The 21,504-nt window shown below is 49.5% G+C and carries 20 protein-coding genes; 14 read left to right on the top strand and 6 right to left on the bottom strand.

Annotated elements, in window-relative coordinates:
• Positions 1-92: 92 nt before the first annotated feature.
• A complete protein-coding gene (locus ACTJJS_RS04485) occupies positions 93-656 on the bottom strand; it encodes an NADPH-dependent FMN reductase (RefSeq protein WP_440662598.1) in 564 nt (187 codons plus the stop codon).
• Between the two features lie 199 nt (positions 657-855).
• Positions 856-2,127 carry an NRAMP family divalent metal transporter gene (locus ACTJJS_RS04480; protein ID WP_440662597.1) on the bottom strand — a complete coding sequence of 424 codons (1,272 nt, stop codon included), beginning with the start codon at positions 2,125-2,127 and terminating at the stop codon, positions 856-858.
• Positions 2,128-2,240: 113 nt separating this feature from the next.
• Here ACTJJS_RS04480 and ACTJJS_RS04475 point away from each other — a divergent pair, with 113 nt between their 5' ends.
• The 6 genes from ACTJJS_RS04475 (at position 2,241) to ACTJJS_RS04450 (ending at position 7,873) form a co-directional block, all read left to right on the top strand.
• Complete coding sequence (locus ACTJJS_RS04475; protein ID WP_440662596.1) at positions 2,241-2,807, top strand: Crp/Fnr family transcriptional regulator; 567 nt, start codon at positions 2,241-2,243, stop codon at positions 2,805-2,807.
• 86 nt (positions 2,808-2,893) lie between these two features.
• Positions 2,894-4,093, top strand: coding sequence for an MFS transporter (locus ACTJJS_RS04470; RefSeq protein WP_440662595.1), 1,200 nt, complete (start codon positions 2,894-2,896; stop codon positions 4,091-4,093).
• 181 nt (positions 4,094-4,274) lie between these two features.
• Positions 4,275-4,985: a 5-oxoprolinase subunit PxpB gene (gene pxpB, locus ACTJJS_RS04465; RefSeq protein ID WP_440662594.1), complete on the top strand. Its 711-nt coding sequence runs from the start codon at positions 4,275-4,277 to the stop codon at positions 4,983-4,985.
• Positions 4,982-5,980: a biotin-dependent carboxyltransferase family protein gene (locus ACTJJS_RS04460; RefSeq protein ID WP_440662593.1), complete on the top strand. Its 999-nt coding sequence runs from the start codon at positions 4,982-4,984 to the stop codon at positions 5,978-5,980. The genes pxpB and ACTJJS_RS04460 overlap by 4 nt, the downstream gene beginning before the upstream one ends.
• A complete protein-coding gene (locus ACTJJS_RS04455) occupies positions 5,961-6,701 on the top strand; it encodes a 5-oxoprolinase subunit PxpA (protein ID WP_440662592.1) in 741 nt (246 codons plus the stop codon). The genes ACTJJS_RS04460 and ACTJJS_RS04455 overlap by 20 nt, the downstream gene beginning before the upstream one ends.
• Positions 6,698-7,873 carry an NRAMP family divalent metal transporter gene (locus ACTJJS_RS04450; RefSeq protein ID WP_343744854.1) on the top strand — a complete coding sequence of 392 codons (1,176 nt, stop codon included), beginning with the start codon at positions 6,698-6,700 and terminating at the stop codon, positions 7,871-7,873. The genes ACTJJS_RS04455 and ACTJJS_RS04450 overlap by 4 nt, the downstream gene beginning before the upstream one ends.
• 8 nt (positions 7,874-7,881) lie before the next feature.
• Here ACTJJS_RS04450 and ACTJJS_RS04445 read toward each other — a convergent pair whose 3' ends face one another.
• Positions 7,882-8,436 (bottom strand): dihydrofolate reductase family protein, encoded by a 555-nt coding sequence (locus ACTJJS_RS04445; RefSeq protein WP_440662591.1) that lies wholly within the window; start codon positions 8,434-8,436, stop codon positions 7,882-7,884.
• Positions 8,437-8,603: 167 nt separating this feature from the next.
• Between ACTJJS_RS04445 and ACTJJS_RS04440 the strand changes: the two genes are divergently transcribed.
• Positions 8,604-9,737 (top strand): serine hydrolase domain-containing protein, encoded by a 1,134-nt coding sequence (locus ACTJJS_RS04440; protein WP_440662590.1) that lies wholly within the window; start codon positions 8,604-8,606, stop codon positions 9,735-9,737.
• A gap of 104 nt (positions 9,738-9,841) precedes the next feature.
• Complete coding sequence (locus tag ACTJJS_RS04435) at positions 9,842-11,503, top strand: ArnT family glycosyltransferase (RefSeq protein ID WP_168869063.1); 1,662 nt, start codon at positions 9,842-9,844, stop codon at positions 11,501-11,503.
• Between the two features lie 74 nt (positions 11,504-11,577).
• On the opposite strand, the gene ACTJJS_RS04430 is transcribed toward ACTJJS_RS04435, so the two are convergent.
• Together ACTJJS_RS04430 and ACTJJS_RS04425 are read right to left on the bottom strand one after the other, a co-directional pair.
• Complete coding sequence (locus tag ACTJJS_RS04430) at positions 11,578-12,447, bottom strand: 2OG-Fe(II) oxygenase (protein ID WP_440662589.1); 870 nt, start codon at positions 12,445-12,447, stop codon at positions 11,578-11,580.
• Between the two features lie 240 nt (positions 12,448-12,687).
• Entirely contained in the window at positions 12,688-13,674 is a 987-nt protein-coding gene (locus ACTJJS_RS04425; RefSeq protein WP_440662588.1) for a WD40/YVTN/BNR-like repeat-containing protein, read from the bottom strand.
• Between the two features lie 256 nt (positions 13,675-13,930).
• On the opposite strand from ACTJJS_RS04425, the gene ACTJJS_RS04420 reads away from it, so the two are divergent.
• The 5 genes from ACTJJS_RS04420 (at position 13,931) to ACTJJS_RS04400 (ending at position 18,046) form a co-directional block, all read left to right on the top strand.
• Positions 13,931-14,890 (top strand): glycosyltransferase family 10 domain-containing protein, encoded by a 960-nt coding sequence (locus ACTJJS_RS04420; RefSeq protein ID WP_440662587.1) that lies wholly within the window; start codon positions 13,931-13,933, stop codon positions 14,888-14,890.
• Positions 14,891-14,901: 11 nt separating this feature from the next.
• Positions 14,902-15,489, top strand: a complete 588-nt coding sequence (locus ACTJJS_RS04415) for a Crp/Fnr family transcriptional regulator (protein ID WP_440662586.1) — start codon at positions 14,902-14,904, stop codon at positions 15,487-15,489.
• 78 nt (positions 15,490-15,567) lie between these two features.
• Complete coding sequence (locus ACTJJS_RS04410; protein ID WP_440662585.1) at positions 15,568-16,254, top strand: DAPG hydrolase family protein; 687 nt, start codon at positions 15,568-15,570, stop codon at positions 16,252-16,254.
• Between the two features lie 23 nt (positions 16,255-16,277).
• On the top strand, positions 16,278-17,396 hold the full coding sequence (locus ACTJJS_RS04405; RefSeq protein ID WP_440662584.1) for an MFS transporter: 1,119 nt from the start codon (positions 16,278-16,280) through the stop codon (positions 17,394-17,396).
• Between the two features lie 17 nt (positions 17,397-17,413).
• Entirely contained in the window at positions 17,414-18,046 is a 633-nt protein-coding gene (locus tag ACTJJS_RS04400; protein ID WP_440662583.1) for a DAPG hydrolase family protein, read from the top strand.
• Positions 18,047-18,316: 270 nt separating this feature from the next.
• Here the strand turns inward: ACTJJS_RS04400 and ACTJJS_RS04395 are convergent, their stop codons facing one another.
• The gene (locus tag ACTJJS_RS04395; RefSeq protein WP_440662582.1) at positions 18,317-18,886 is read right to left on the bottom strand and encodes a DUF4256 domain-containing protein; all 570 of its coding nucleotides are present in this window, start codon (positions 18,884-18,886) and stop codon (positions 18,317-18,319) included.
• Positions 18,887-19,108: 222 nt separating this feature from the next.
• Between ACTJJS_RS04395 and ACTJJS_RS04390 the strand changes: the two genes are divergently transcribed.
• A complete protein-coding gene (locus tag ACTJJS_RS04390) occupies positions 19,109-21,484 on the top strand; it encodes an ABC transporter permease (protein WP_440662581.1) in 2,376 nt (791 codons plus the stop codon).
• Positions 21,485-21,504: the final 20 nt, after the last annotated feature.

Here is a 21,504-nt window from a genome sequence, read left to right as displayed (position 1 = left end):
AATTCGCAGTTCGTCTGAAGGTAGCACTTGTAATGCTGTAGTGTCTGCCATTATTGTGATGGCGCTTTTTTCACTTTAAATGATCCATGCTGTTACGCTTCTCTCTTTTCAGCATGCATCTCTATCAGCGACGCGAACGCCTGCCATAATTCCTGTATTTTCTTTTTGGTTGCATCATCTGTCAGATTACCGGCTGCATCAAATTTTTCAGCAGCCTGCCCCAGGTAAAACTCCGGCTGTTGCAGCGGGACCATATCCAGGTACATAATGGACTGCCTTAAGTGATTCTGTGCGCCGAACGCTCCCAGGCTATACGGCGTACAACCTACAATGGCTACCGGTTTCTTCTTCCACTTATTTTTTCCTTCCGGCCGCGAACCCCAGTCAATGGCATTTTTCAGCACCGGGGAGTAGGAGCGGTTATATTCAGGCGTGGCGAAGATAACGCCATCCGCCTTCTCTATTGTTTCATAAAGGTCCAGGACGGACTGAGGCAGATTTGCCTCCAGGTCTTCATTGATAAAAGGCAGTTGTCCAATATCGATATAGCTCACCGTTATTTGCTGCGGCGCCAGTTGCGCGAATGCTTTTACCAGGCTGGTAGTAAAAGATCCCTTTCGCAAACTGCCTGAAAATGCGATAACGTTGTAATTCATAAAAATGTATTTTGCTGTATAGTAACAGCAACACTTTTGCAATAAATGCGCCGGCAAGGCCGCAGCACGGGAAGGAGCAAAACGGCTCAGGGTATGGGCATAAATCTCCACATAATGGTATGTACAGGGAACATTGGAGCGGAAAGCATATCATGCTCTGCCTTTTACAGGTAAACTGCGGAGGTGGCTACCCGTTATACTATTTAAATAAATAATAGATCATCGCTACGGCGGCCATTGACATCAGCACCAGTGTGATGCCTCCCAGGATATTTGAAAACCAGGAATTCGTGTGTTCTTTCATTATCTTCCTGTTGTTCCCGATATGCATAATAATAGCCACCATGACCGGCGCAGTGAGGCCATACGCAATAGCCGTTAACAATAGTGCTTTAATAGGGCTGACCCCAAAAAAATCCATCGATAACCCAACAATAAGTGAAACGATAATGGATATATAAAATGGCTTGGCCTGGGTGAACGTTTTGTCCAGTCCCGCTTTCCAGCCGAAAGTCTCCGCCAGCATATAGGACAGCGAGCCTGCCAGCACTGGTATGGCGAGCAACCCTGTGCCCAGGACGCCGGTAGCGAAAATAGCATAGGTAAACTTTCCCGCCAGCGGCTGGAGCGCCCTCGCCGCTTGGTCCACCGTATCGATCTGACGTATGCCGCCTTTAAAGAGTACGCTTCCGGTGGTGAGAATAATAAAAAACATGACAGCATTTGACAGCAGCATACCGATATTTACATCCGTCTTCATATCATCCAACATTCGTTTATCTACAAAGACAACCCCTTTTTGAGCGTTGTCCTCGGCCTCCATCGTCGTTTGCCAGAAAAACAAATAAGGAGAAATTGTCGTACCAAATAATGCAACAATTATTGAAATAAATTCCTTATTAAAATAGAAGACAGGCACAAATGTTCTCCGAAGCACTTCCGGCCAGTCCTGATCAACCGAAAATGGCACAATAATATACAGCAGCAGCGATAAACAGAGCCACTTCAGGATATTGGCAATTTTCCGGTACGGGTACCTGATGATGATAAACAACAGGACTCCCGTGATAACAACACAAAAAACCGAAGCCGGAACAGCCGGAACAATCATATGTGCCACCGCGCCCATTCCCTGTATATCCGCGCCGATGTTTAACGTAATGGCCGGGAAACTGAAAAGCAGCATGATAAAGAGGACCGGCTTGGAATAATGCTGTTTTAAAGTAACTGTCAGCCCCTGGGAAGTGACCATACCGATCCTGGCACACATTCCCTGTACGGCAGCCATTAAAGGGAATGTAACCAGTGCAGTCCACAGGGTGGCCAGGCCAAATTGTGCTCCGGCCTGCGAATAGGTAGCGATACCGGAAGGGTCGTCATCGCTGGCGCCCGTTACCAGTCCTGGTCCAAATTTTTTAAAGAAACGCCATACTTTGTTTAGGCGCTTTGGATGCTTGGATAAATTTGCCATTTTATCTATAGTTCGATGCTCCATGCAGACATATTTTCCACTTACAGGACCAAATGTACATCACATAAAATAATTCATACCTTTGAGATATACAAATTTTCCTGATATTGAACATGAGCGAAAAACTAAGGCGGCATATTGAAAAAATTGTAACCCTGACTGATGAAGAATTCGAATACGTTTTGTCCCATTTTACCTACAGGGAATTTTTGAAAAACCAATATGTTATCCAGGAAGGCGATTACGTCAGGAATGACTACTTTGTGTTAAGCGGGCTGCTGAAATCCTGGAGTATAGATGATAAAGGGAAAGCCCACATTGTGCTTTTCGCCGCTGAAAACTGGTGGATCTCCGATCCTCAGGCTTTTCACAACCAAACAAAGTCCATCCTAAACGTAGATTGCCTGGAAGACAGTAAAACGCTGGCTATCTCGTTAGAAAGCCGGGAAAAACTTTGTACCGAGATGCGGAAAATGGAGTATTTTTTCCGAAAGAAAACGACCGCAGGATATATCGCTTCCCAACAACGCATACTGTCGCTCATCAGCTTTAATGCAAAAGAACGTTACGAATATTTACTGCAGCAATATCCCGGCTTGCTGCAACGGGTACCCAAAAGCCTGATCGCTTCTTATTTAGGTATTACAAGGGAAACACTGAGCCGGCTGACATCCCAATAGCCGTGATATTTATCACGCTCATTTTGTGACATATATCCTTTTCTGCCCTGGGTCTTAAGGAGAATTTTACAAAAAATTCATCTGCCATGACAGGACAGCCATCATCTTCCAGGATTCCGTTTGCTATTTGGTCATTAACTTTTTGTGCTTTTGCCATCGGCACAACAGAGTTCGTACTCGTAGGTTTACTGCCCGCTATCGCTAAAGACCTGGCCATTTCCATTTCTTCCACCGGCACTTTGGTCACCTTATATGCCCTGGGCGTCGCCTTCGGCGGGCCGGTATTTACCGCCCTGACAGGTAGAACCGGACACAAAAAAATACTACTGCTCACCCTTGCGGTTTTCATTACAGGAAATACCATCGCTTTTTTCGCCAATACTATTTTGTTATTGCAAATCAGCCGTGTCATTACAGGCACTACGCATGGGGTATTTTTCGGCTATGCAGTCGTAATGGCGGGCAATATGGCCCCTCAAAACGGGAAGGCGACCGCCATCGCTATCGTATTTGCAGGACTCATGATTTCAACCGTCGTAGGCGTACCGCTGGGAACATACATTGGTTCACATTACGGCTGGAAAATGACATTTTTGGCAATTATAATTTGGGGATCGGCGGCTATGATTGTTCTGGGCCTCTCCCTTCCCAAACAGTCCAGGCCAACTGCTGCGCTGAAACTGAGCGACCTTCCCAATGTATTAAAAAACGAGGCGGTATGGATCGTTTTGCTGGCCAATATTTTCGCCTATACCGGCACTTTTGTGCTACTCACCTATTTGTCACCGGTGCTGGAAAACATGACAGGATTTTCGCCGGGCGCCATTAATTATATACTACTGGTTTTAGGTATAGGTGTGGCATTGGGCAATATCGTTGGCGGCCACATCTCCAATCACCGGCCATCAACGGTACTGGTTTTCCTTTTCCTTTTTCACGCCATTACCCTATTCATTTTATCGTTAGTCATAACGAGCCAGTCTATTATTATCGTCGCGTTATTACTGTTCGGATTCTTTGCTTACAGCAACGTTCCCGCATTACAGTTGCTGACCGTGAAGTTTTCAGAAAACAAATTCCCCGGAAGCGGTGGTATTGCCTCAGCATTGGGCGTTTCCGCTTTCAATATCGGCGCAGCGGCCGGATCTTTTATCGGTGGTGTGGTAGCTGGTAGTTCGCCTGGTTTAAAAGCAACACCGTGGATAGGGGGAATTTTTGTGATAGTGGCCTGGGGTTTTAGTTTATGGAACTGGAACAGGAATAAAACGATGGAAGGAAACAGATAAGCAAAGCGGGACAATTTTTATCCATAAAGCGGACAATATCTGGTGTAAATGCCGGCAATATCTCTTCATTAAAAGACAAAACACAGGGCAAACGCATAGTATTAGGCTGTGCATAATAGGAATATGTTCAGGTACAGAACCCTCCCGATATACCTTGTCAGAAATTTGTTATCTTGTTACCATGAATCCCGACTACGTCATACATCCGCTTGGTGACAGTGCTGTTATCCTTAAATGGAAGCAGCAGATAAGTATGGCAATACATCAGGAAGTGATGAAAACCTATTACAGCCTCCGCGCCGGGACATCTTCCTATATCCTCGATCTGATACCGGCGTACGCCTCTTTAACCATCGTATATGATGCAGCACAGCTTAGGCGTCACGAGCGTATACCGGGACTGCAATGGATGACCACCTATATACGGAAGCAAACAACCACACAGGCCACCGTCTCCTTCCCTGCTCCCCGGGAGCTGCACATCCCGGTGTGCTACGACCCGTCACTGGGACCGGACATCACGGAGATGGCCGCTTCCCGTCATGTGGCCATAGAAGATATCATCACCTGGCATTCACAAACCATATACACGGTATACCTGACAGGCTTCCTGCCGGGATTTCCGTATATGGGAGAAGTATGCCCTGCACTGGCAACCCCGCGCAGACAACAACCACGGCTACACGTTCCTGCCGGCAGCGTTGGCATTGCGGGCGTACAGACGGGCATCTACCCGCTGGACTCTCCCGGAGGCTGGAATATCATTGGTCAAACGCCGCTGCGGATGTTCGATGCCGCCAAGGCAGATCCGTGCTATTGCCGGCCCGGAGACCGGGTGCAGTTTATACCAGTCACGCTGGAAGTTTTCAGACAGATACAACAGGAGCAATGAGCATAGCAATACTACAACAGGGTATCATGGACACGATGCAGGACAAAGGCAGATATGGTTTCCAGCATCTTGGGATCAATCCCGGCGGCGTCATGGACCGTATAGCCATGGCCGTGGCCAATGCGCTCACCGGCAATCCGCCCGGTGAAGCGGTGCTGGAATTACATTTCCCTGCTGGCAAATACCTGTTTGAAACACCCACCCTGATCGCCTTGTCAGGTGGTGATTTCAGCGCTGCCATCGATGGACTGGCGGTACAGCTGAACAAACTGCTGTATGTTCCTGCCGGCTCCCTGCTGACGTTTGAAAAGCTACGCTCCGGGGCGCGCTGCTACCTGGCCGTCCGCCATGGCTTCTCCCTGACGCCATGGCTTGGCAGTTACAGCACCCATCTGAAAGTCGCACAGGGAGGCTTTAATGGCAGAGCCCTCCGCAAAGGAGACAAACTACCGCTCCGTCAATCCGCGCAGTTTACCGGTGACAGGCACCCCGAAACATTTCCGTGGACAGCCGCCACCGGCCACCTGTATCATCAACAAGGTGCTATCCGCATCCTGCCGGGCGCCTGTTGGGACATACTGGAGGCTTCTTCACAACAGCAGCTCACTACCGGCAGTTTCCGGATAGGCCCGCATAGCGACCGTATGGGATTCCGGCTGAACGGCACGCCCCTGCGCACCGTCAGAAAAGAAGAGCAGTTATCTGCCGGCATATGCAGAGGAGCCATACAGCTTCTCCCCGATGGCCAGCTGATCATACTGATGGCCGACCACCAGACTACCGGCGGCTACCCGGTGGCAGCACATGTCATCACCGCCGATATGCCGGCGCTGGCCCAGTATCAGCCCGGGCAGTCATTGCAGTTCAGCGTCATCAGCGGGGAAGCCGCAACAACGGGATTATGGCAGCAGGAAAAAGCAGTACGCTACCTGCAACATGCCAGTCAGTTACATTTGGAAAAATGGTTACTACCATATGAATTATATCGATCTTAATTGTGACATGGGCGAAGGGCTGGATAATGACGCAGCGATCATGCCCTTCATTTCCAGCGCCAACATTGCCTGTGGTTACCATGCCGGCAATGCAGACATCATGAACAAAACCGTGCTGCTGGCGACGGAACACAAGGTAGCCATCGGCGCACATCCCGGATTCGCAGACCTCGAGCACTTCGGGCGCAGGGAACAACAGCTCACCGATACAGCGCTGTACGACCTGGTATGCACGCAGATATACGCGCTTCAAACTATCTGCCGCGCGCATGGCGTACCGCTGCACCATGTGAAGCCTCACGGCGCGCTGTATAATATGGCCGCCCGTATACCTGTTATGGCACAAACTATTGCAAAAGCCGTAAAAGACGTTGACAGCCGCCTACGGCTCTTCGGGCTGAGCAACAGTTTCCTGATCAGCGCTGCGGCCGCAGCCGGACTGAAAACTGTCAGCGAAGTATTTGCAGACCGGACGTACCAGGACGATGGATCGCTGACGGCCCGATCACAACCAGGCGCTATGATCGAAAATGAAACACTGGCCGTACAACAGGTACTGCAAATGGTCACCCGGCAGGAGGTGACCGCCCTGTCAGGGAAAGTTGTTCCGCTGAAAGCGGAAACCATCTGCATACACGGCGATGGCGCCCATGCGCTGGAATATGCCCGTGCCATACATACCGCGTTGCTTGATCATCATTTAACTGTCCAACACCCGTGAGTAAACAAAAATCTTCCGCCATTATGGGCGCTGCTTTCCTGATGGCCACTTCTGCTATCGGACCGGGCTTTCTGACGCAGACCACCGTTTTCACGTGGCAGCTGGGCGCCGCCTTCGGATTTGTGGTGCTGATATCTATCTTACTGGATATCGGCGCACAACTCAATATATGGCGTGTGCTGGCTATCACAGAGCGCCGCGCACAGGACCTCGCCAATGACCTGTTGCCGGGACTGGGTTACCTGCTGGCCGCACTGGTAGTACTGGGCGGACTGGCTTTCAACATCGGAAACATAGCGGGTTGCGGACTAGGGATACAGGTGATCACCGGGATGGACACGGTATATGGCGCGCTGCTCAGTTGCGGTATTGCATTATTCGTTTTCTGGATAAAGGAGATGGGATACATGCTCGATCAGTTTACCCGCTGGCTGGGCCTGCTGATGGTGCTGCTGACCGTTTACATCGCTGTCAGTTCCCAGCCTCCGCTCGGAGAAGCCATCCGCCAAACCGTCTGGCCTTCCGTTATCGACACTAAAGCGATCATCACGCTGGTAGGCGGCACTGTCGGAGGGTACATCAGTTTTGCCGGCGCACACCGGCTACTGGACGCGGGCATCAGCGGGACGGGGCAACTAAAGCTGGTCAACAAGAGCGCCGTCAGCGGTATCATTATCACCGGCATTATGCGCACCGTCCTGTTCCTGGCTACTTTGGGCGTAGTGGCCAAAGGCGTGGCGCTGGACAGCAATAATCCGCCGGCATCGGTATTCCGCATCGTGGCGGGCGTAGCAGGTTATCGGTTCTTTGGCGTGGTGATGTGGAGCGCAGCGATTACTTCTGTTGTAGGCGCCGCTTATACTTCAGTATCTTTTCTGAAAACATTTCACCCCCTGATATTGGCCTATGAGCGCTGGATCATATCTTTCTTTATTGTTTTCTCCACCATCGTCTTTGTTTTCGTTGGAAACCCGGTACAGCTGTTGATTACAGCCGGTGCACTGAACGGTCTTATTCTACCGGTGGCATTGGCGGTGATATTGGTCGCCGCCCTGAAAAAGAAACTGATGGGCGCCTACAGATACCCTGTATGGCTACAGGCAATAGGCTGGTGCGTAGTGCTCATTATGGGATGGCTCAGTACTGTTACGCTGATAGCCTGGATAAGATAACAACGTGATCATGATCGCTGAGGCTCATAGTAAAATACAGTGGCGCCTGAGCCAAAGGTTTTTGTTTTGGTGAGATGAAGGGTCATGCTCTCGCTTATATTGGCGAATAACGGCAGGCCTTTCCCTGCTATCACCGGATGGATACAGAGCTGGAATTCATCGATCAGATGAAGGTTCAGCAAGCTGATAATCAAGCTCCGGCTGCCCACCAGGATATTTTTTCCCGGTTGCTGGCGCAATGCCAACACCTCTTCTTCAATACTTCTTTTCGCCAAAGTGGCGCTGTCCCAGTCAATACTTTTCAGTGTATGGGAAAAAACGACTTTGGTAATATGCTCCATCACCATTGCAAATTCATCCGTTGATTTGTCACCTGTGGGGTTTTTCGCCACCAGGGGCCAGTAACTTTCCATCAGCTGGTAAGTGGTCCTTCCATACAAGATAGTGTCTGCATTACGCAACAGCGCGGTGTAGTGGTCATGCAGTTCATCATCTGCCACCCCATAAGTGTGGTCACAATAACCATCAATCGTCATATTAATTGCGGCAATCACCTTTCTCATTTTTTATCTTTTTTTATAAAGATAATGGTAGATTTTCTCTCCCACGACGGGAAAATACGACATTATGAGGGGGATATTGTGACAGGCATATTGCCTGCTGTCGCCCATTTGCTTATTTTCACCTGACAACATTCCAACAGCCCGACTTTATTATAAACACAGAAAACATGAAAAGTGCCCTCAGCATATGTTTCATCATCACTGCCGGTTTATTCGCAAGCGTTAAAACCCACGCCCAACAAAGCATATTGACCGACAATCCTTTGAAAAACAAACTTGATTCCGCGGTGCATCAGGCAGCGCTGATCTATCTGAAAAACGACTCTGCCAATGGGCTGGTCATTGGAGTGACCCAAAACGGGCAGCGGCGGCTGTACCGTTATGGAGAGAATGTAAAGGGCAGCGGCCAGCTTACTCCTCCCGGGCTGTACTATAATATCGGCTCCGTGGCCAAAACGTTTGTCGCCACCATGCTTGCTGTGGCGGTGACAGAAAAGAAAGCAGCACTCCATGATGATATCCGGAAATATTTACCCGGCACATTTGACAATTTACAATTCAACGGTCACCCCATACGCCTGGTAGATTTAGCCAACCATACCTCCGGCCTGCCCGGCTCATTTCATGATTATTCCTGGGCAGCGGACAGGCTCAAAGGACAAACGCTCAGCGAACAGGCCGGCTTTTTCGCCACCTACACCCAGGACAGCCTGCTGGCAGATCTGCACAGATTAAGGCCAGACACCATACCAGGCGCGCGGTTCCGCTATAACAGCGCCGCCTATATGCTGCTGACCTGTATCCTGGAACGGATTTACCGGCAGTCCTATGACCAGCTGGTAACTACCTACCTGCAAAAGCGCTTTGGCATGTTGCATACCACGCCCCTGCTTACCCAGACGGAGCTGAGGAATACAGCACAGGGATATAACCGCCAGGGCGACCAGGTGGCGTACATCAACCTGAAAGGCTATTTTATAGGCCCTTCCATGAATGCGACGGTCAGTGATATGGTCAGTTACCTGCAAGCCCAGCTGGCAGAGAAAAACGAAGCTATCAGGCTGTCTCACCGGACCACCTTTGGCAAAACAACCGATGGCTTTGGCGTCGGCCTCGGCTGGATGACAAACGTGGAAAACGGGCAGCGTTACTTTTATCACGACGGTAATACGAAACTTGGGTTCAATACGCTTTGTACCGTGTACCCGGGCCAACAGCTGGGGATTGTCATTATTGCCAATGATGTAGTTGGTCAGGACAGGTTAGGGCAACTGGAAAATAATATCAGGAAGTTCATGTAAGAGTATTCCGCGTCCTGTCCAAATTTGCCCGGAAACCGGGCAATTTGCAAATGATAGTATATCAACATATATTTGTTCAATACAATCATTTACATACAGTACATATGCGTACACCCAAACTATCGACTATTCTATTACTGGCCGTAATTGCAGCGCTTTTTTTCATTCCTTTCCTGGGGCGTGTGCATTTGTTTGATTGGGACGAAATCAACTTTGCCGAGTGTTCAAGGGAAATGCTGAAGCTGGACGATTACACCAGGATTTATGTCAACTTTAAACCTTTTTGGGAAAAGCCGCCTATGTTCTTCTGGATGCAGAGCTTGTCCATGAAGGTATTTGGCGTCAATGAATTCGCGGCCCGGTTTCCCAACGCCGTCTGTGGTATTGTGACGCTGATCGTACTGCTCATTTGCGGTACCAGGTTATACGACAGAAAATTTGGTATTCTCTGGGCGCTTGCTTTCGGTGGTTCCCTTTTCCCTAATATGTACTTTAAATCCGGTATCATCGATCCGTGGTTTAACCTGTTCACCTTCCTGGCACTCTTCTATTTTATATTATATCACTGGAAAAGGAATGGCTTTGACAAAGAAGGGTTGAATAAAAAACCGGTGTTCTATGCCGTATGGTCCGGCGTTTTTATGGGACTGGCCATCCTTACCAAAGGGCAGGTAGCCCTGATGGTGTTCCTGATGGTGCTGGGCATATATTTCATCTACAACCGGTTCAGGATCTATTTTAACTGGTGGCATGCACTGCTGTTCCTGATTGTGACGGCTTTGGTCACTTTGACCTGGTACGGCTACGAAACGGCTAAAAACGGTCCGTGGTTCATCACTGAGTTCCTGAAGTACCAATACCGTCTCTTTACCACCCACGATGCAGGACAGGCGGGCTTTTTCGGCTACCACTATGTAGTGTTGCTCATTGGCTGTTTCCCGGCCTCTCTTTTTGCGATCCCCGCATTCTTTAAGGGACGCTATACCAGCCGGTATGATAAAGATTTTAAAATCTGGATGATATTATTGTTCTGGGTGGTAACAGTGTTGTTTACCATCGTGCAATCCCGCATTATCCACTACTCGTCCCTGGCCTGGTTCCCCGTTACCTTCCTGGCTGCCTATTCCTTCTATAAATGGGATAGGAAAGAAATGGACTACAAAAAATATGTGGGCGTATTAACCACCATCCTGGGAGCGATCATCGCCATCGTACTGCTGGCAGTTACACTCATCGCCTTAAACATCAAACGACTGATACCCTACGTCCACGATACCTTCGCCCAGGCGAATATGGCTGCCGATGTGCACTGGAGCGGACTGGAAGGTTCAGTTGGCATTTTAATGGTGGTGACTATCATCGTGGGATTAATACAGCTGCGCAAACACGCCTTTATCAAAGCTGCCACCACCTACTTTGTCGGAACAGGGCTGGTTATTTTCATGGCCGCCGCCATCATTGTACCAAAAGTGGAAAAGTATTCACAGGCCGCCGCCATCGAGTTTTTCGAGCAACGCCAGGGTGAAGATTGTTATGTGACCTGCCTGGGTTACTGGAGCTACGCACCATTTTTCTATACCCACAAAGAGAAACCAACGAATCCAAATTCTTACGAGGAATCCTGGCTGTTGTCAGGAGATATTGACAAGCCCACCTATTTTGTCACTAAAGTAGACCGGGTCGATGATTACAAACAGTACTCCTTAAAAGAACTGTATCGTAAAAACGGATTTGTGTTTTTGAAGAGAGAAGTGCCGGTGAAATAACCGGTCATGCGATAAAAGGAAAGGCGTTGAAATAATTTCAACGCCTTTCCTTTTTATATTTTTAAGCAGTTATACTATTTCTTTTTCTTCTTCCCGGAGAAAAACCGCAATATCTTGCTCACCACTTTATCATTTGATCCCAGCATACCTTTGATTTCCGTGTAAACGGCCACCATGGTATTGTCCAGCTTCACCATGAATTTCTTTTTCTCTTCGCCCGGGCGTACCATGTAATGTGTAGCTCTGCGGAAAGGCTGGGCTTCTTCGGTATAATAATACAGTGCGATCGATCTTCTGTGACGGTCTTCCGGGCAGGTAGTAGGTTCCGGATGGCCGTGATAGGAATCGGCGTCTGTATTAAAGATCACGCAACGATTAAAGATGGGCAGCACTTTCTTTTCGCAAGCCTTCATCTGTGTGTCCCACAGTTCCAGTTTACCGCCCCACTCCTCTACCCAATCGGGGTTGAGGTATACCAGCACGTTTACCCGGCGTTGCCAGTGACGATGGTGCGGATGTACGGTGAAATCGGCGTGTATGTTCAGGTAACCGCCTCTTTTGGACTGATGTATGCCACCTCCTTCCAGGAGATCGTCTTTCATCAAACCTTTGATGCCGGTCAGCTCACTGAGAAAAGCCAGAAATTCAGGAGAATTCAGTTCGTTGATCGTTTTCCTGATGGTGGCCGGCAAGAGGTCGAGTTTATTCAACCCGGCTTTGTTTTCATTGTAATGGACATAGTTGATCCACCCTTCTTCCTCATTTAATTTATCAAACTCCCGGGCGCAATTGGCCAGCACATCGGGGTTCATGAAATTTTCCAATACAATATGAGGATAAGGGCTGGCTCCCTGGTAATCTTTGCTGAGCGTAGGCAACTGAGCATTCCAATGAGCGTAATCGAATAATTGCGTGTTTTCCGCTGTTTCAGTGATAGTTTGCACTTCTTGAGTTTTTAGGCATGACCTTCAAAGGAGCCATAAATATAATGTAAATATTATTCGTTTCAGCAAGGGGATCGTCAAATTATTTTCCGCCGGGGCAAAACCGTCCCGGATAAGGGCTCACCCTCAATGATCGCCCATTTCCAGGGGTATTTAGCGTAAGAGCCCGCTGCACGGGAAGAGGACAACCGGAGCATTGACAGCATCCCCGCTACCTGGTATTTTGAAACGTGGCTTATTTTACTTGTCGAAGTATATCGAATATCCCACCCATGGCCTCTCTTCCGCCCCTGTGTATACCGCATAGGCAAGCGTGGTCCTGTCTTTTTCCTCCTTCGCCGGACGAACAAAAACAGCCTGAGTGCCTTCTCCTGCCGCTGTTTCCGCGGTAAACGTATTACGCAGGTTCGACAGTTTTCCGTCTTTAATACTGTAAACACCCTTTTCACCGGCAGCCAGGATCACCTGATCATGCGCGTACGTCAACCCCACAAAATCCAGTTCGGGGTCCACTGCCACCAGTTCAAAATCTTGCCCATCACGGGTTTTCCAAATCCGTCCGCCTTCACTGGCCAGGTAATAGTCACCATCAGGCGTGCGTACGATACCGTTAGGGTCCATGCTCCCGTGTTTGTTTTCGTCGTACGCCGTGCGCTCCCAGGTTTCTCCGTTATAGTGCAGCAGTTCCCGGGAATGAGCGCCAATAGCGTAAACATCGTTCGCGGCAGGCCCGGCAAAGTGCGTGATATATTTTCCGTCATGCTGACTCACAGGCGTTTCCTGTTGCGTCCAGGCTTGTCCATCCCACCGGTAAACATGTCCCGAGTAGGTCCCTACAAAAATATTAACGCCGTCCGGCGACCAAATGGATGTCGCGTTCTGAACAGCATCCAGGCAATACATCTTCCAGTCCATTCCGCTGTTACGGACATCGTCGTGGTCCAGGTCGTAAGGGGTTTTAACCGCATTTTCAGGAAATTTGACATCAGCCGTAGTGTAGATGTTCCCATAAGAACTGCAAACCCATATATCGCCCGTAGCAGACACCCATACATCATAGATACTGTCTCCGTTATAGAAAATCACGGTTGACTTCACCTTGGGGCCCGAAAAATCATCATGGATTAACTGCCCCGGATTATCAAGGCTGCCGTCGTCCTGGATAATCAATGCCAATGCGGTTTGGGGTCTGAGGCCATTGACGACTTTCAAAAGTTGCATGTTCATAGGTCTGTTATGCTTAAAAAATTATCCCGTGAAAATAGCTATATTTTAATATAATTCAACCCCTACCGCCCTATGGAACGATGGCACCAAACGGCTATTACGTTCTCGTATAACGTTCTCGTATAACGTTCGCGCATAACACCCGTTTAACATCCATATTAATATTTCCGTATACGATGAATCTATCGTACATTCACGCGTTATAACAAAAGGAAACTATTTTTTTTATTGCCGGTACCACTACTTTCCACTGCTAATGAGACTTAATTTCTGGCGCTATTTGTTTAAAACCGATGACCATTACACCTACACTCCGTTTGACAACGGCGTTGAAGTGCTGAACTTCTGGCCGGGACAGGCCAGTAAGGACCTGTGGCTGTACCGTTTTGTCACCGCCAGATTTGAAGACATTCTGGATAAAGAGAATTCACTGTTGCTGGCATCGCTTTTCGGAGACAAGTCACATATCAGGAAAAGTCCTTCCAAAACCAAAGTGTTCTTCTCCGGTGAAAATCTTGCGAGGTTCCGGAGATACCGCGATTATTGCGCTGATTTCGTTGACCTGTCCCTCGGGTCCGATCACATCAATCGTCCCGGATATCTCAGGTTCCCCTTGTGGTTAATGTTTTTATTCGAGCCTGACAGCTCCTATGAATCTATCAAAGCGAAATTAGATAGTGTTAAACAAAACAGCGGGAACATCATAGCGGCCAAACAACGTTTCTGTTCCCTGATTTGCAGCCATGATAAAAACGGCAACCGGAAAAAACTATTCAATCTGATCAGCACAGTGGAAAAAGTGGACAGCGCCGGTAAGTTCCTGAACAACACGGATGCCCTGAAAACGGCGTACCAGGATAACAAAGTAGCGTTCCTCCGGCAATACAAGTTCAACATATGCCCGGAAAATACCAACCGGCATGGTTATGTGACGGAGAAAGTCTTTGAAGCGATCATGAGCGGTTGTATACCCGTTTATTGGGGAGATAACAATCATCCCGAACCGGACATACTCAATAAAAAAGCTATCCTCTTTTACGACAGGAAAAATCCTGCGGCCCTTTTACACCAGGTAAAAACATTGAATGATAACAGGGAAGCCTATACGGAGTTTATTATGCAGGACCGGTTTCAGCCCGGCGCCGCCGATCGTATTTATGAGATGTTTACTGCTCTGGAGCATGGCATCAGGGCAGGACTGACCAAACACCGTTAAGATCTGTTACTATGGATGAGATAACCGCTTACCTGCAAACGAAGGCCGGCCCTTCTTTTCAGCCGGATGATCCGGAATGGGCCAGCCTTGTGGACAGCGCCAGCGTTCGCACCTATAAAAAAAATGAAGTCATTCTGAAAAGAGGCAAAAGAAGTGAGGAAGTACTGCTGACGGCAGAAGGCATCCTGGCCTCCGAATTCAGTATAGAAGATAAAACGGTGATCGGCCGGTTCTTTCTCCCCGGCGCCCTTTGTACCAACTTCGACAGCCTACTGATGCAGGTGCCCTCCCGGTTTCAGATAGTGAGCGTTACGCCGTGCAAAATAATCAGTATGCCGGCGGAGGAGTTTCTCCGGCATTACTACCGGAGCCATGGGCCAGGCGTACTGTTCAGGAAGATGATCCTGGAGATGATGGCGGAAGATATCTGGTTGACCGATATGAAACTCCTCTACACTAAGGAAGAAATGGTGCATCAGCTGCGGGAGTATTACCCCGACATTATCCGGCAGGTGCCTTATAAACATATCGCGATGTACCTGGGCATCACCGCAGAAGCATACAGCCGCATACTCAAAAAAAGCCGGCATAAAACTTAACCCTGATCAAGTTTTCCAAGCCCCTGTCCACTCTACATTTGATCTGTCGTTTTAATCATTCATCAAAAAGAAGATCATATGAAGACAGGAACTACCCTGGAGAAAGAACTTTTTACAGATATAGACCAGTTATTGTCAGCCAGGCCACTGCCGCTGGAAACAGGTATCCGTCGTTTATCCAATGGTATGCTGCAGGTATCCGTGCGGACAGACCTTCACGGCTGCCGGGGCCGTATGGTGGACTGGTGGTTTAAATTTTTTGAGACGACGCAGCATATCAAATGGTGGCACCCGCATGACCATGTGCAGCACGGCGGCTGGGACCAGCACTGGCAGCGGCATGAGAACTACATCGGCGCCACTGTCCATGCCACCGAATCACTGGGCAGCATCCCTCCGGTGCCCGCCACTATTAAGTTCCACCATCCGGCGGAAATATTCAATCCGCACCAGCTGGAAGTAGCCTATGCCCGGAACGAAGTCTCTGCCGCCGTATATGCCCGTATCGGCTTCGGGAAAGACACCCCGTTGGACAACAACGGCGATCCGCTTGACGGCTATATGTTTCACCTGTTGCGCGACACCGCATGGGGCTGCGTGCTACGGAGCCGTTTTTACCTCGGCGCACAACACCCCGTACCAGATGAGACAGGATTACAACTGATGGTGCATTGTTATTCCGAGTTCAGCTATCTCTCCCACTTCCTGCCATCGCTCTATTTCGCAGAAAATAAAAACGGCGACAACGCCCCTGTGCTCTGGTAGCCTTCTCTTCACCCGATCGACTTATGCAGCAACTATCTGTAGCAGGTACCGTCACGCTCCTGCTGACCAGCTGTCTGACCATTATGGTGGGAACCGCCATCGCGCCGTCGCTGACCATTATAGCTCCTCATTTACACATGGACATAATGGGCAAGTGGCTGATCACTTTACCATCCTTAGGCGTGGTGGTATTTTCTCCGCTTGCCGGGGCGCTTATAGACCGCAGGGGCGCCTATACCGCCATGCAGGCAGGCCTTGCTGCCTATGGCCTGCTGGGCATAGCCGCCGTCTTTTCTTTGCCCCCATGGTTGATACTATGTACCCGCCTTCTGCTGGGAGGCGCCACCGCGGCGGTCATGGCTGCCGGCACCGCCTTGCTGGCCGCTCACTTTGCTGGAGAAGCGAGGCTTAAAATAATGGCAGCGCAGGGCATGGCCATTGAACTGGGTGGCGCCCTGTTCCTACTGGCCGGCGGTATCCTGGGGGACATCGACTGGCGGCTGCCCTTCTGTATCTACCTGCTGGCATGGGCACTGTGGCTGATGATGACGGTCACCGTGCCGCGCAGCCCTCAGCAGCAGGGAACCACCCTCAACGAGGCTATAGCAGTGCCCGCGGCGGTGTACGGGATTGTAGCAGGAGCGGCGGCGGCCATGCTGCTCTTTTTCACCTGCATCCTTCAGCTGCCGGGACTGTTGCACCAGCGCTTTCAGTTCAGCGCCACGCAGACAGGCTACTATATGGGCGCAGTATCACTGCTGGCGGTGGCGGCCGCAGGCAGGCTAACGGTAATGGTCAAACGCATGTCAGAACGGCTTACGCTTGTTACCGGATTTGTAATGCTGGCGGCAGGAAACCTGTTGCTGAACAGCGCCGGCCAACTGTCGCTGCTGCTGCTCGCCGCACTGTGCCTTGGCGGTGGCTTCGGGTTCACCATCCCCCTGTTAAATCATATGACCGTCAACGTTAGCACTGCCAACAACCGGGGCGCCAACCTGGGATACTATGCCATGGCCGTATTCGGCGGACAGTTCCTGGCTGTCTTCGTCGTAATGCTGCCGCACCTTTTCGTGTTCACCGGTATCGGCGGCATTATCATCTCCCTGATCATCATACTATCATCGACAAAAAAGAAGCAATAATCCTGAAATATATTTTTATGAAACCAGAAGAAGCAAACCAACTCCTGCAACCCGGCTACCTGCCTTTTGAAGCCGGTTATCAAAGACTTGACAACGGCATCCTGTTAGTCGCCGCCCGCAGCAGCCTCATAAACGTAAAAGGGCATATGATCGACTGGTGGTTCAGCTACGTGCATACCACCGAACAATACAAACAATGGCATCCGGAAGACCACGTGTACAGCGACTGGATCGGTGAACGTGGCACCGGCAAGTATATCGGCGGCACCCACATCGCACATGAGAAGCTGGGCGGCGATACAGTACACAAACTGAAAATCAATTTCCACCCTCCTTCCGAGCTACTGGCCACCGAACATTTTGCGGCAGCAGGTGTCAGCACTGCTGTACATGCTCGCCTCGGAGAAGACGGCGCACCAGGATGGACAGCTAAAATGGTGCACCTCGTGAGAGACACGTCCTACGGGTGCGAAATGCGAAGCCGCTTCTGGCTCGGCTACTTCGCTGATAATGAACTGGAGAATGACTATGACACACGGGTACGCATATATCCAGACGAAGTGGGCACCGGTTTACAGAAACACTGCCACGAAGAAATGAGCATCCTCGGACAATTCCTGCCGGCGCTTTATCAGTCATATCATCTATAAGCAACATCGCAGTGCTGTCATTAATGCCTGCACTGCGATGTCCGCAATCGTACGTTTACCGGATGTTAAAAAAAACTTATAATTCCCAGTGGCTGAAGGAGTTTTACTACCGGATCACACCTGGCGTCCCGATATTTATCATAGCAGGCATGCTCGCGATTGCGCTTTTAACGGTGAGTTCACAGGCCATCAAAGCAGCGCTCACCAATCCGGTTAAAAGCATAAAAGCAGATAGGCCGCTGTTTTTTTCGTATAGTGCTTTACGTAAGTTTATACTTTCAACGCCCCTCTGAACCCTCTTACTGCATAGTAGGAAGAAGCCCCGTTGTGATACACGAAAACATGATCATAACGGCGGTCGCAAAACAGCGCCCCTCCCAACTTTCTGATGGCGGCGGGTGTTTCTATCCAGCTGGAAGTTTTCAGGTCAAATTTCCCCAGCTGCTGTAACGCCTGGTATTGCTCCTCTGTCAGCAGGGACACGCCCATGGCCTCCGCCATGTCCAGCGCGCTGTCTGCCGGTTTATGTTCTTTCCTGGCGTCCAGCGCTTGCCGGTCATAACATACGTTCCTTCGCCCTGCCGGCGTTTCGGGAGAACAATCATAAAAAGTGTACTCCCCCGTTTTTTTATCGACCCCTACTACATCTGGCTCACCGCCGGTTTCCTCCATGATCTGAAGAGACCACAGTTTGTCACCATTGGCTTTCAGCCTTGTTTCCACTTCTTCCCACTCCAGGCCTTTATGCCGGGGCATATTTTTTTCAAAGCGTAATTTTAATGTAGCCAACAACGTAGCCTGTTGCGCTGCTGATAATTTCTGTTTGTTACTTTTGCCCATATTACAGGTTGTTTGGATGATGATAGTTAACCACGCAGGGGAAACGTGCTTGTTCCGGTAAGCAGATAGTTTGTCTCAAAGATAACAAGCCTGCCAAAACCGGACATCGTTGTTTTAAAATCGAACAATATAGAATATTTTATAAAGTATAATAAAGTAACATTAAATAAATTATTTTATGGCATTATTCTTCAGATATCACCGCGGACTAACTCCTTTTTCATGTTGCTGAATTACTTTAAAACAGCCTGGCGCAGCCTGACCAACAACAAGGCGTATAGCGCACTGAACATTTTCGGTCTGGCCATTGGTATGGCAGTAGCGCTGCTGATCGGGTTGTGGGTATATTACCAGTTTTCCTTTGACCGCTTTCTACCGGGCCATCAGCATACCAGCCAGGTAATGTACAAGACCGTTTATAACGGAGACATACTCACGCAGCGGTCCACCTCCTATCCGCTGGCAGAGGTGCTGAAAAAGGAAGTTCCCGGTATCCGGTATGTGGTCCAAACGGACTGGACGGCCTGGCACGGACTGGTGGCCAAAGAGAAAAAGTTGTACCTGAATGGCGTAACCGCCGGCCCTGATTTTCTGAAAGTATTTGAGTATCCGTTGTTACGCGGAAAAGCCGGCGATGTATTGAATGACATGCATTCCATTGTGCTGACAGCCTCCACGGCGAAGGCACTGTTCGGCGATACCGATCCTCTCGATCAGATCGTCCGTCTCGATAATCAAACCGACTTAAAAGTGACAGGCATATTGGAAGACATACCTTCCAACTCCACTTTTCGGTTCAACTATATTGTTCCTTTGGATTACATGGTAAAGGTCTTGCACTGGGGCACCCAATGGGGTAATAACAGTTTTCAGACATTTGTAAGCCTGGAACCTCATGCATCCTTTGACCAGGTGTCTGCCAATATGAGAATGTTGCTGAAAAAATACAGTGTGGAAGAATACAGTATCGCCAGGAGTGAGTTATTCATGCAACCGATGAGCCAGTGGCACCTGCAGGCCGACTTTAAGAATGGCGTGGTGTCCGGCGGATTATTGGATTATGTAAAGATGTTCAGCTTCATCGGGCTGCTGGTGTTGCTGATTGCCTGTATCAATTTTATGAACCTCTCCACCGCCCGCTCTGAGAAGCGTGCACGGGAAGTGGGTATACGAAAAGCGATTGGTTCCCATCGTAATGACCTAGTATTTCAGTTTCTGTTGGAATCATTGATGATTACCCTGATATCCTTTGTGATTTCGTTGGTATTAGTGCAGGTAGCACTTCCTTCGTTCAATGCACTCACAAACTCCAATATCCGCATACCTTACGACAGCGCCGTTTTCTGGGGCATACTGACCGTTTATGTGCTCCTGACAGCCCTGCTGGCAGGAGGAAGACCTGCTTTCTACCTTTCGTCCTTCCAGCCCGTGAAAGTGCTGAAAGGTACCCTGCACACTGGTAAAGCCGCTGCACTGCCACGAAAAGTACTGGTAATGGTGCAGTTCACCTGCTCCGTAGCACTGATGATTACCACCATAGTCATCTATCAACAGATCCAACATGCCAAAGACCGCCCCAAAGGCTATGATACACAGCGGCTGATGATGACCGACAACAGTCCGGATATGAACCGCAATTACGACGCTTTGAAAAACGACCTGCTGCAAACAGGCGTGGTAAGCAGCGTCACCAAGTCCTCCAGTCCTGTTACCGGCATATGGGTAACCAATAATATCCGGGAGTGGCAGGGCAAACAGCCCGGCGAATCGCTGGAATTGGGGACCACTGCTGTTTCCGACGCAGATTATTTTAAGACCACCGGCATGACGGTCATCGCAGGCAGGACTTTCGCCGGCAACCTGGCCTCTGATACAGATTATATCGTCCTGAATGAATCGGCCGTTAAACGCATGCGCTTCAAAGATCCCATCAATCAGATCATACGCTGGAGCGAGCCGAGGAAGACCCAGAAAGTGATCGGCGTTGTAAAGGACGCCCTGATGGGTTCTCCTTATTCCTCAGTGCCTCCCTGTATGTTTTTATACAATCCCGACTGGGCCAACGTCATCACTTACCGCCTGGCGCCCGGCGTGCCTACAGATAAAGCGATAGCCGCACTGACACCCGTTTTCAACAAACACAATCCATTCTATTCTTACCGGTACCAGTTCGTTAACGATGCATATGCCGATAAGTTCGGTTTCGAAACACTGGTCGGTAATCTGGCCGGCGTATTTGCCATACTGGCTATTTTCATTTCCTGCCTGGGCCTCTTTGGGCTCGCGGCCTATATGGCAGAACAACGCACCAAGGAAATAGGTATCCGGAAAGTGCTGGGAGCTTCCATATCACAGGTGTGGTTGTTACTTTCCAAAGATTTTGTCGTTCTCGCGGTATTAAGCTGTATAGCGGCCGCACCGCTCACCTGGTATCTGCTGCACCGGTGGCTGCAGCAATATGAGTACCGGATCAATATCAGCGCCGGCGTATTGTTTGTTACGGCCCTGGGAGCGGTGGCAATTACCATTGTAACAGTGAGTTTTCAGTCCATCAGGGCGGCACTGGCAGATCCGGTAAAAAGCCTGAAGGCGGAGTAAAATAAATGATGGCGGCCATT

The sequence above is a fragment of the Chitinophaga sp. 22308 genome, assembly GCF_052045305.1.
Lineage (GTDB): Bacteria > Bacteroidota > Bacteroidia > Chitinophagales > Chitinophagaceae > Chitinophaga > Chitinophaga varians_A.
The sequence above is the reverse complement of the archived record's forward strand: the minus strand, read 5'-3'. Positions and strand labels throughout refer to the sequence as shown.

What these genes read in the sequence shown, in the direction of transcription:
- ACTJJS_RS04485 (WP_440662598.1), bottom strand. Translation starts at nt 656, where the DNA reads ATGAATTACAACGTTATCGCATTTTCAGGCAGTTTGCGAAAGGGATCT.
- ACTJJS_RS04480 (WP_440662597.1), bottom strand. Translation starts at nt 2,127, where the DNA reads ATGGCAAATTTATCCAAGCATCCAAAGCGCCTAAACAAAGTATGGCGT.
- ACTJJS_RS04475 (WP_440662596.1), top strand. Translation starts at nt 2,241, where the DNA reads ATGAGCGAAAAACTAAGGCGGCATATTGAAAAAATTGTAACCCTGACT.
- ACTJJS_RS04470 (WP_440662595.1), top strand. Translation starts at nt 2,894, where the DNA reads ATGACAGGACAGCCATCATCTTCCAGGATTCCGTTTGCTATTTGGTCA.
- pxpB (WP_440662594.1), top strand. Translation starts at nt 4,275, where the DNA reads ATGAATCCCGACTACGTCATACATCCGCTTGGTGACAGTGCTGTTATC.
- ACTJJS_RS04460 (WP_440662593.1), top strand. Translation starts at nt 4,982, where the DNA reads ATGAGCATAGCAATACTACAACAGGGTATCATGGACACGATGCAGGAC.
- ACTJJS_RS04455 (WP_440662592.1), top strand. Translation starts at nt 5,961, where the DNA reads ATGAATTATATCGATCTTAATTGTGACATGGGCGAAGGGCTGGATAAT.
- ACTJJS_RS04445 (WP_440662591.1), bottom strand. Translation starts at nt 8,436, where the DNA reads ATGAGAAAGGTGATTGCCGCAATTAATATGACGATTGATGGTTATTGT.
- ACTJJS_RS04440 (WP_440662590.1), top strand. Translation starts at nt 8,604, where the DNA reads ATGAAAAGTGCCCTCAGCATATGTTTCATCATCACTGCCGGTTTATTC.
- ACTJJS_RS04435 (WP_168869063.1), top strand. Translation starts at nt 9,842, where the DNA reads ATGCGTACACCCAAACTATCGACTATTCTATTACTGGCCGTAATTGCA.
- ACTJJS_RS04425 (WP_440662588.1), bottom strand. Translation starts at nt 13,674, where the DNA reads ATGAACATGCAACTTTTGAAAGTCGTCAATGGCCTCAGACCCCAAACC.
- ACTJJS_RS04420 (WP_440662587.1), top strand. Translation starts at nt 13,931, where the DNA reads ATGAGACTTAATTTCTGGCGCTATTTGTTTAAAACCGATGACCATTAC.
- ACTJJS_RS04415 (WP_440662586.1), top strand. Translation starts at nt 14,902, where the DNA reads ATGGATGAGATAACCGCTTACCTGCAAACGAAGGCCGGCCCTTCTTTT.
- ACTJJS_RS04410 (WP_440662585.1), top strand. Translation starts at nt 15,568, where the DNA reads ATGAAGACAGGAACTACCCTGGAGAAAGAACTTTTTACAGATATAGAC.
- ACTJJS_RS04405 (WP_440662584.1), top strand. Translation starts at nt 16,278, where the DNA reads ATGCAGCAACTATCTGTAGCAGGTACCGTCACGCTCCTGCTGACCAGC.
- ACTJJS_RS04400 (WP_440662583.1), top strand. Translation starts at nt 17,414, where the DNA reads ATGAAACCAGAAGAAGCAAACCAACTCCTGCAACCCGGCTACCTGCCT.
- ACTJJS_RS04395 (WP_440662582.1), bottom strand. Translation starts at nt 18,886, where the DNA reads ATGGGCAAAAGTAACAAACAGAAATTATCAGCAGCGCAACAGGCTACG.
- ACTJJS_RS04390 (WP_440662581.1), top strand. Translation starts at nt 19,109, where the DNA reads ATGTTGCTGAATTACTTTAAAACAGCCTGGCGCAGCCTGACCAACAAC.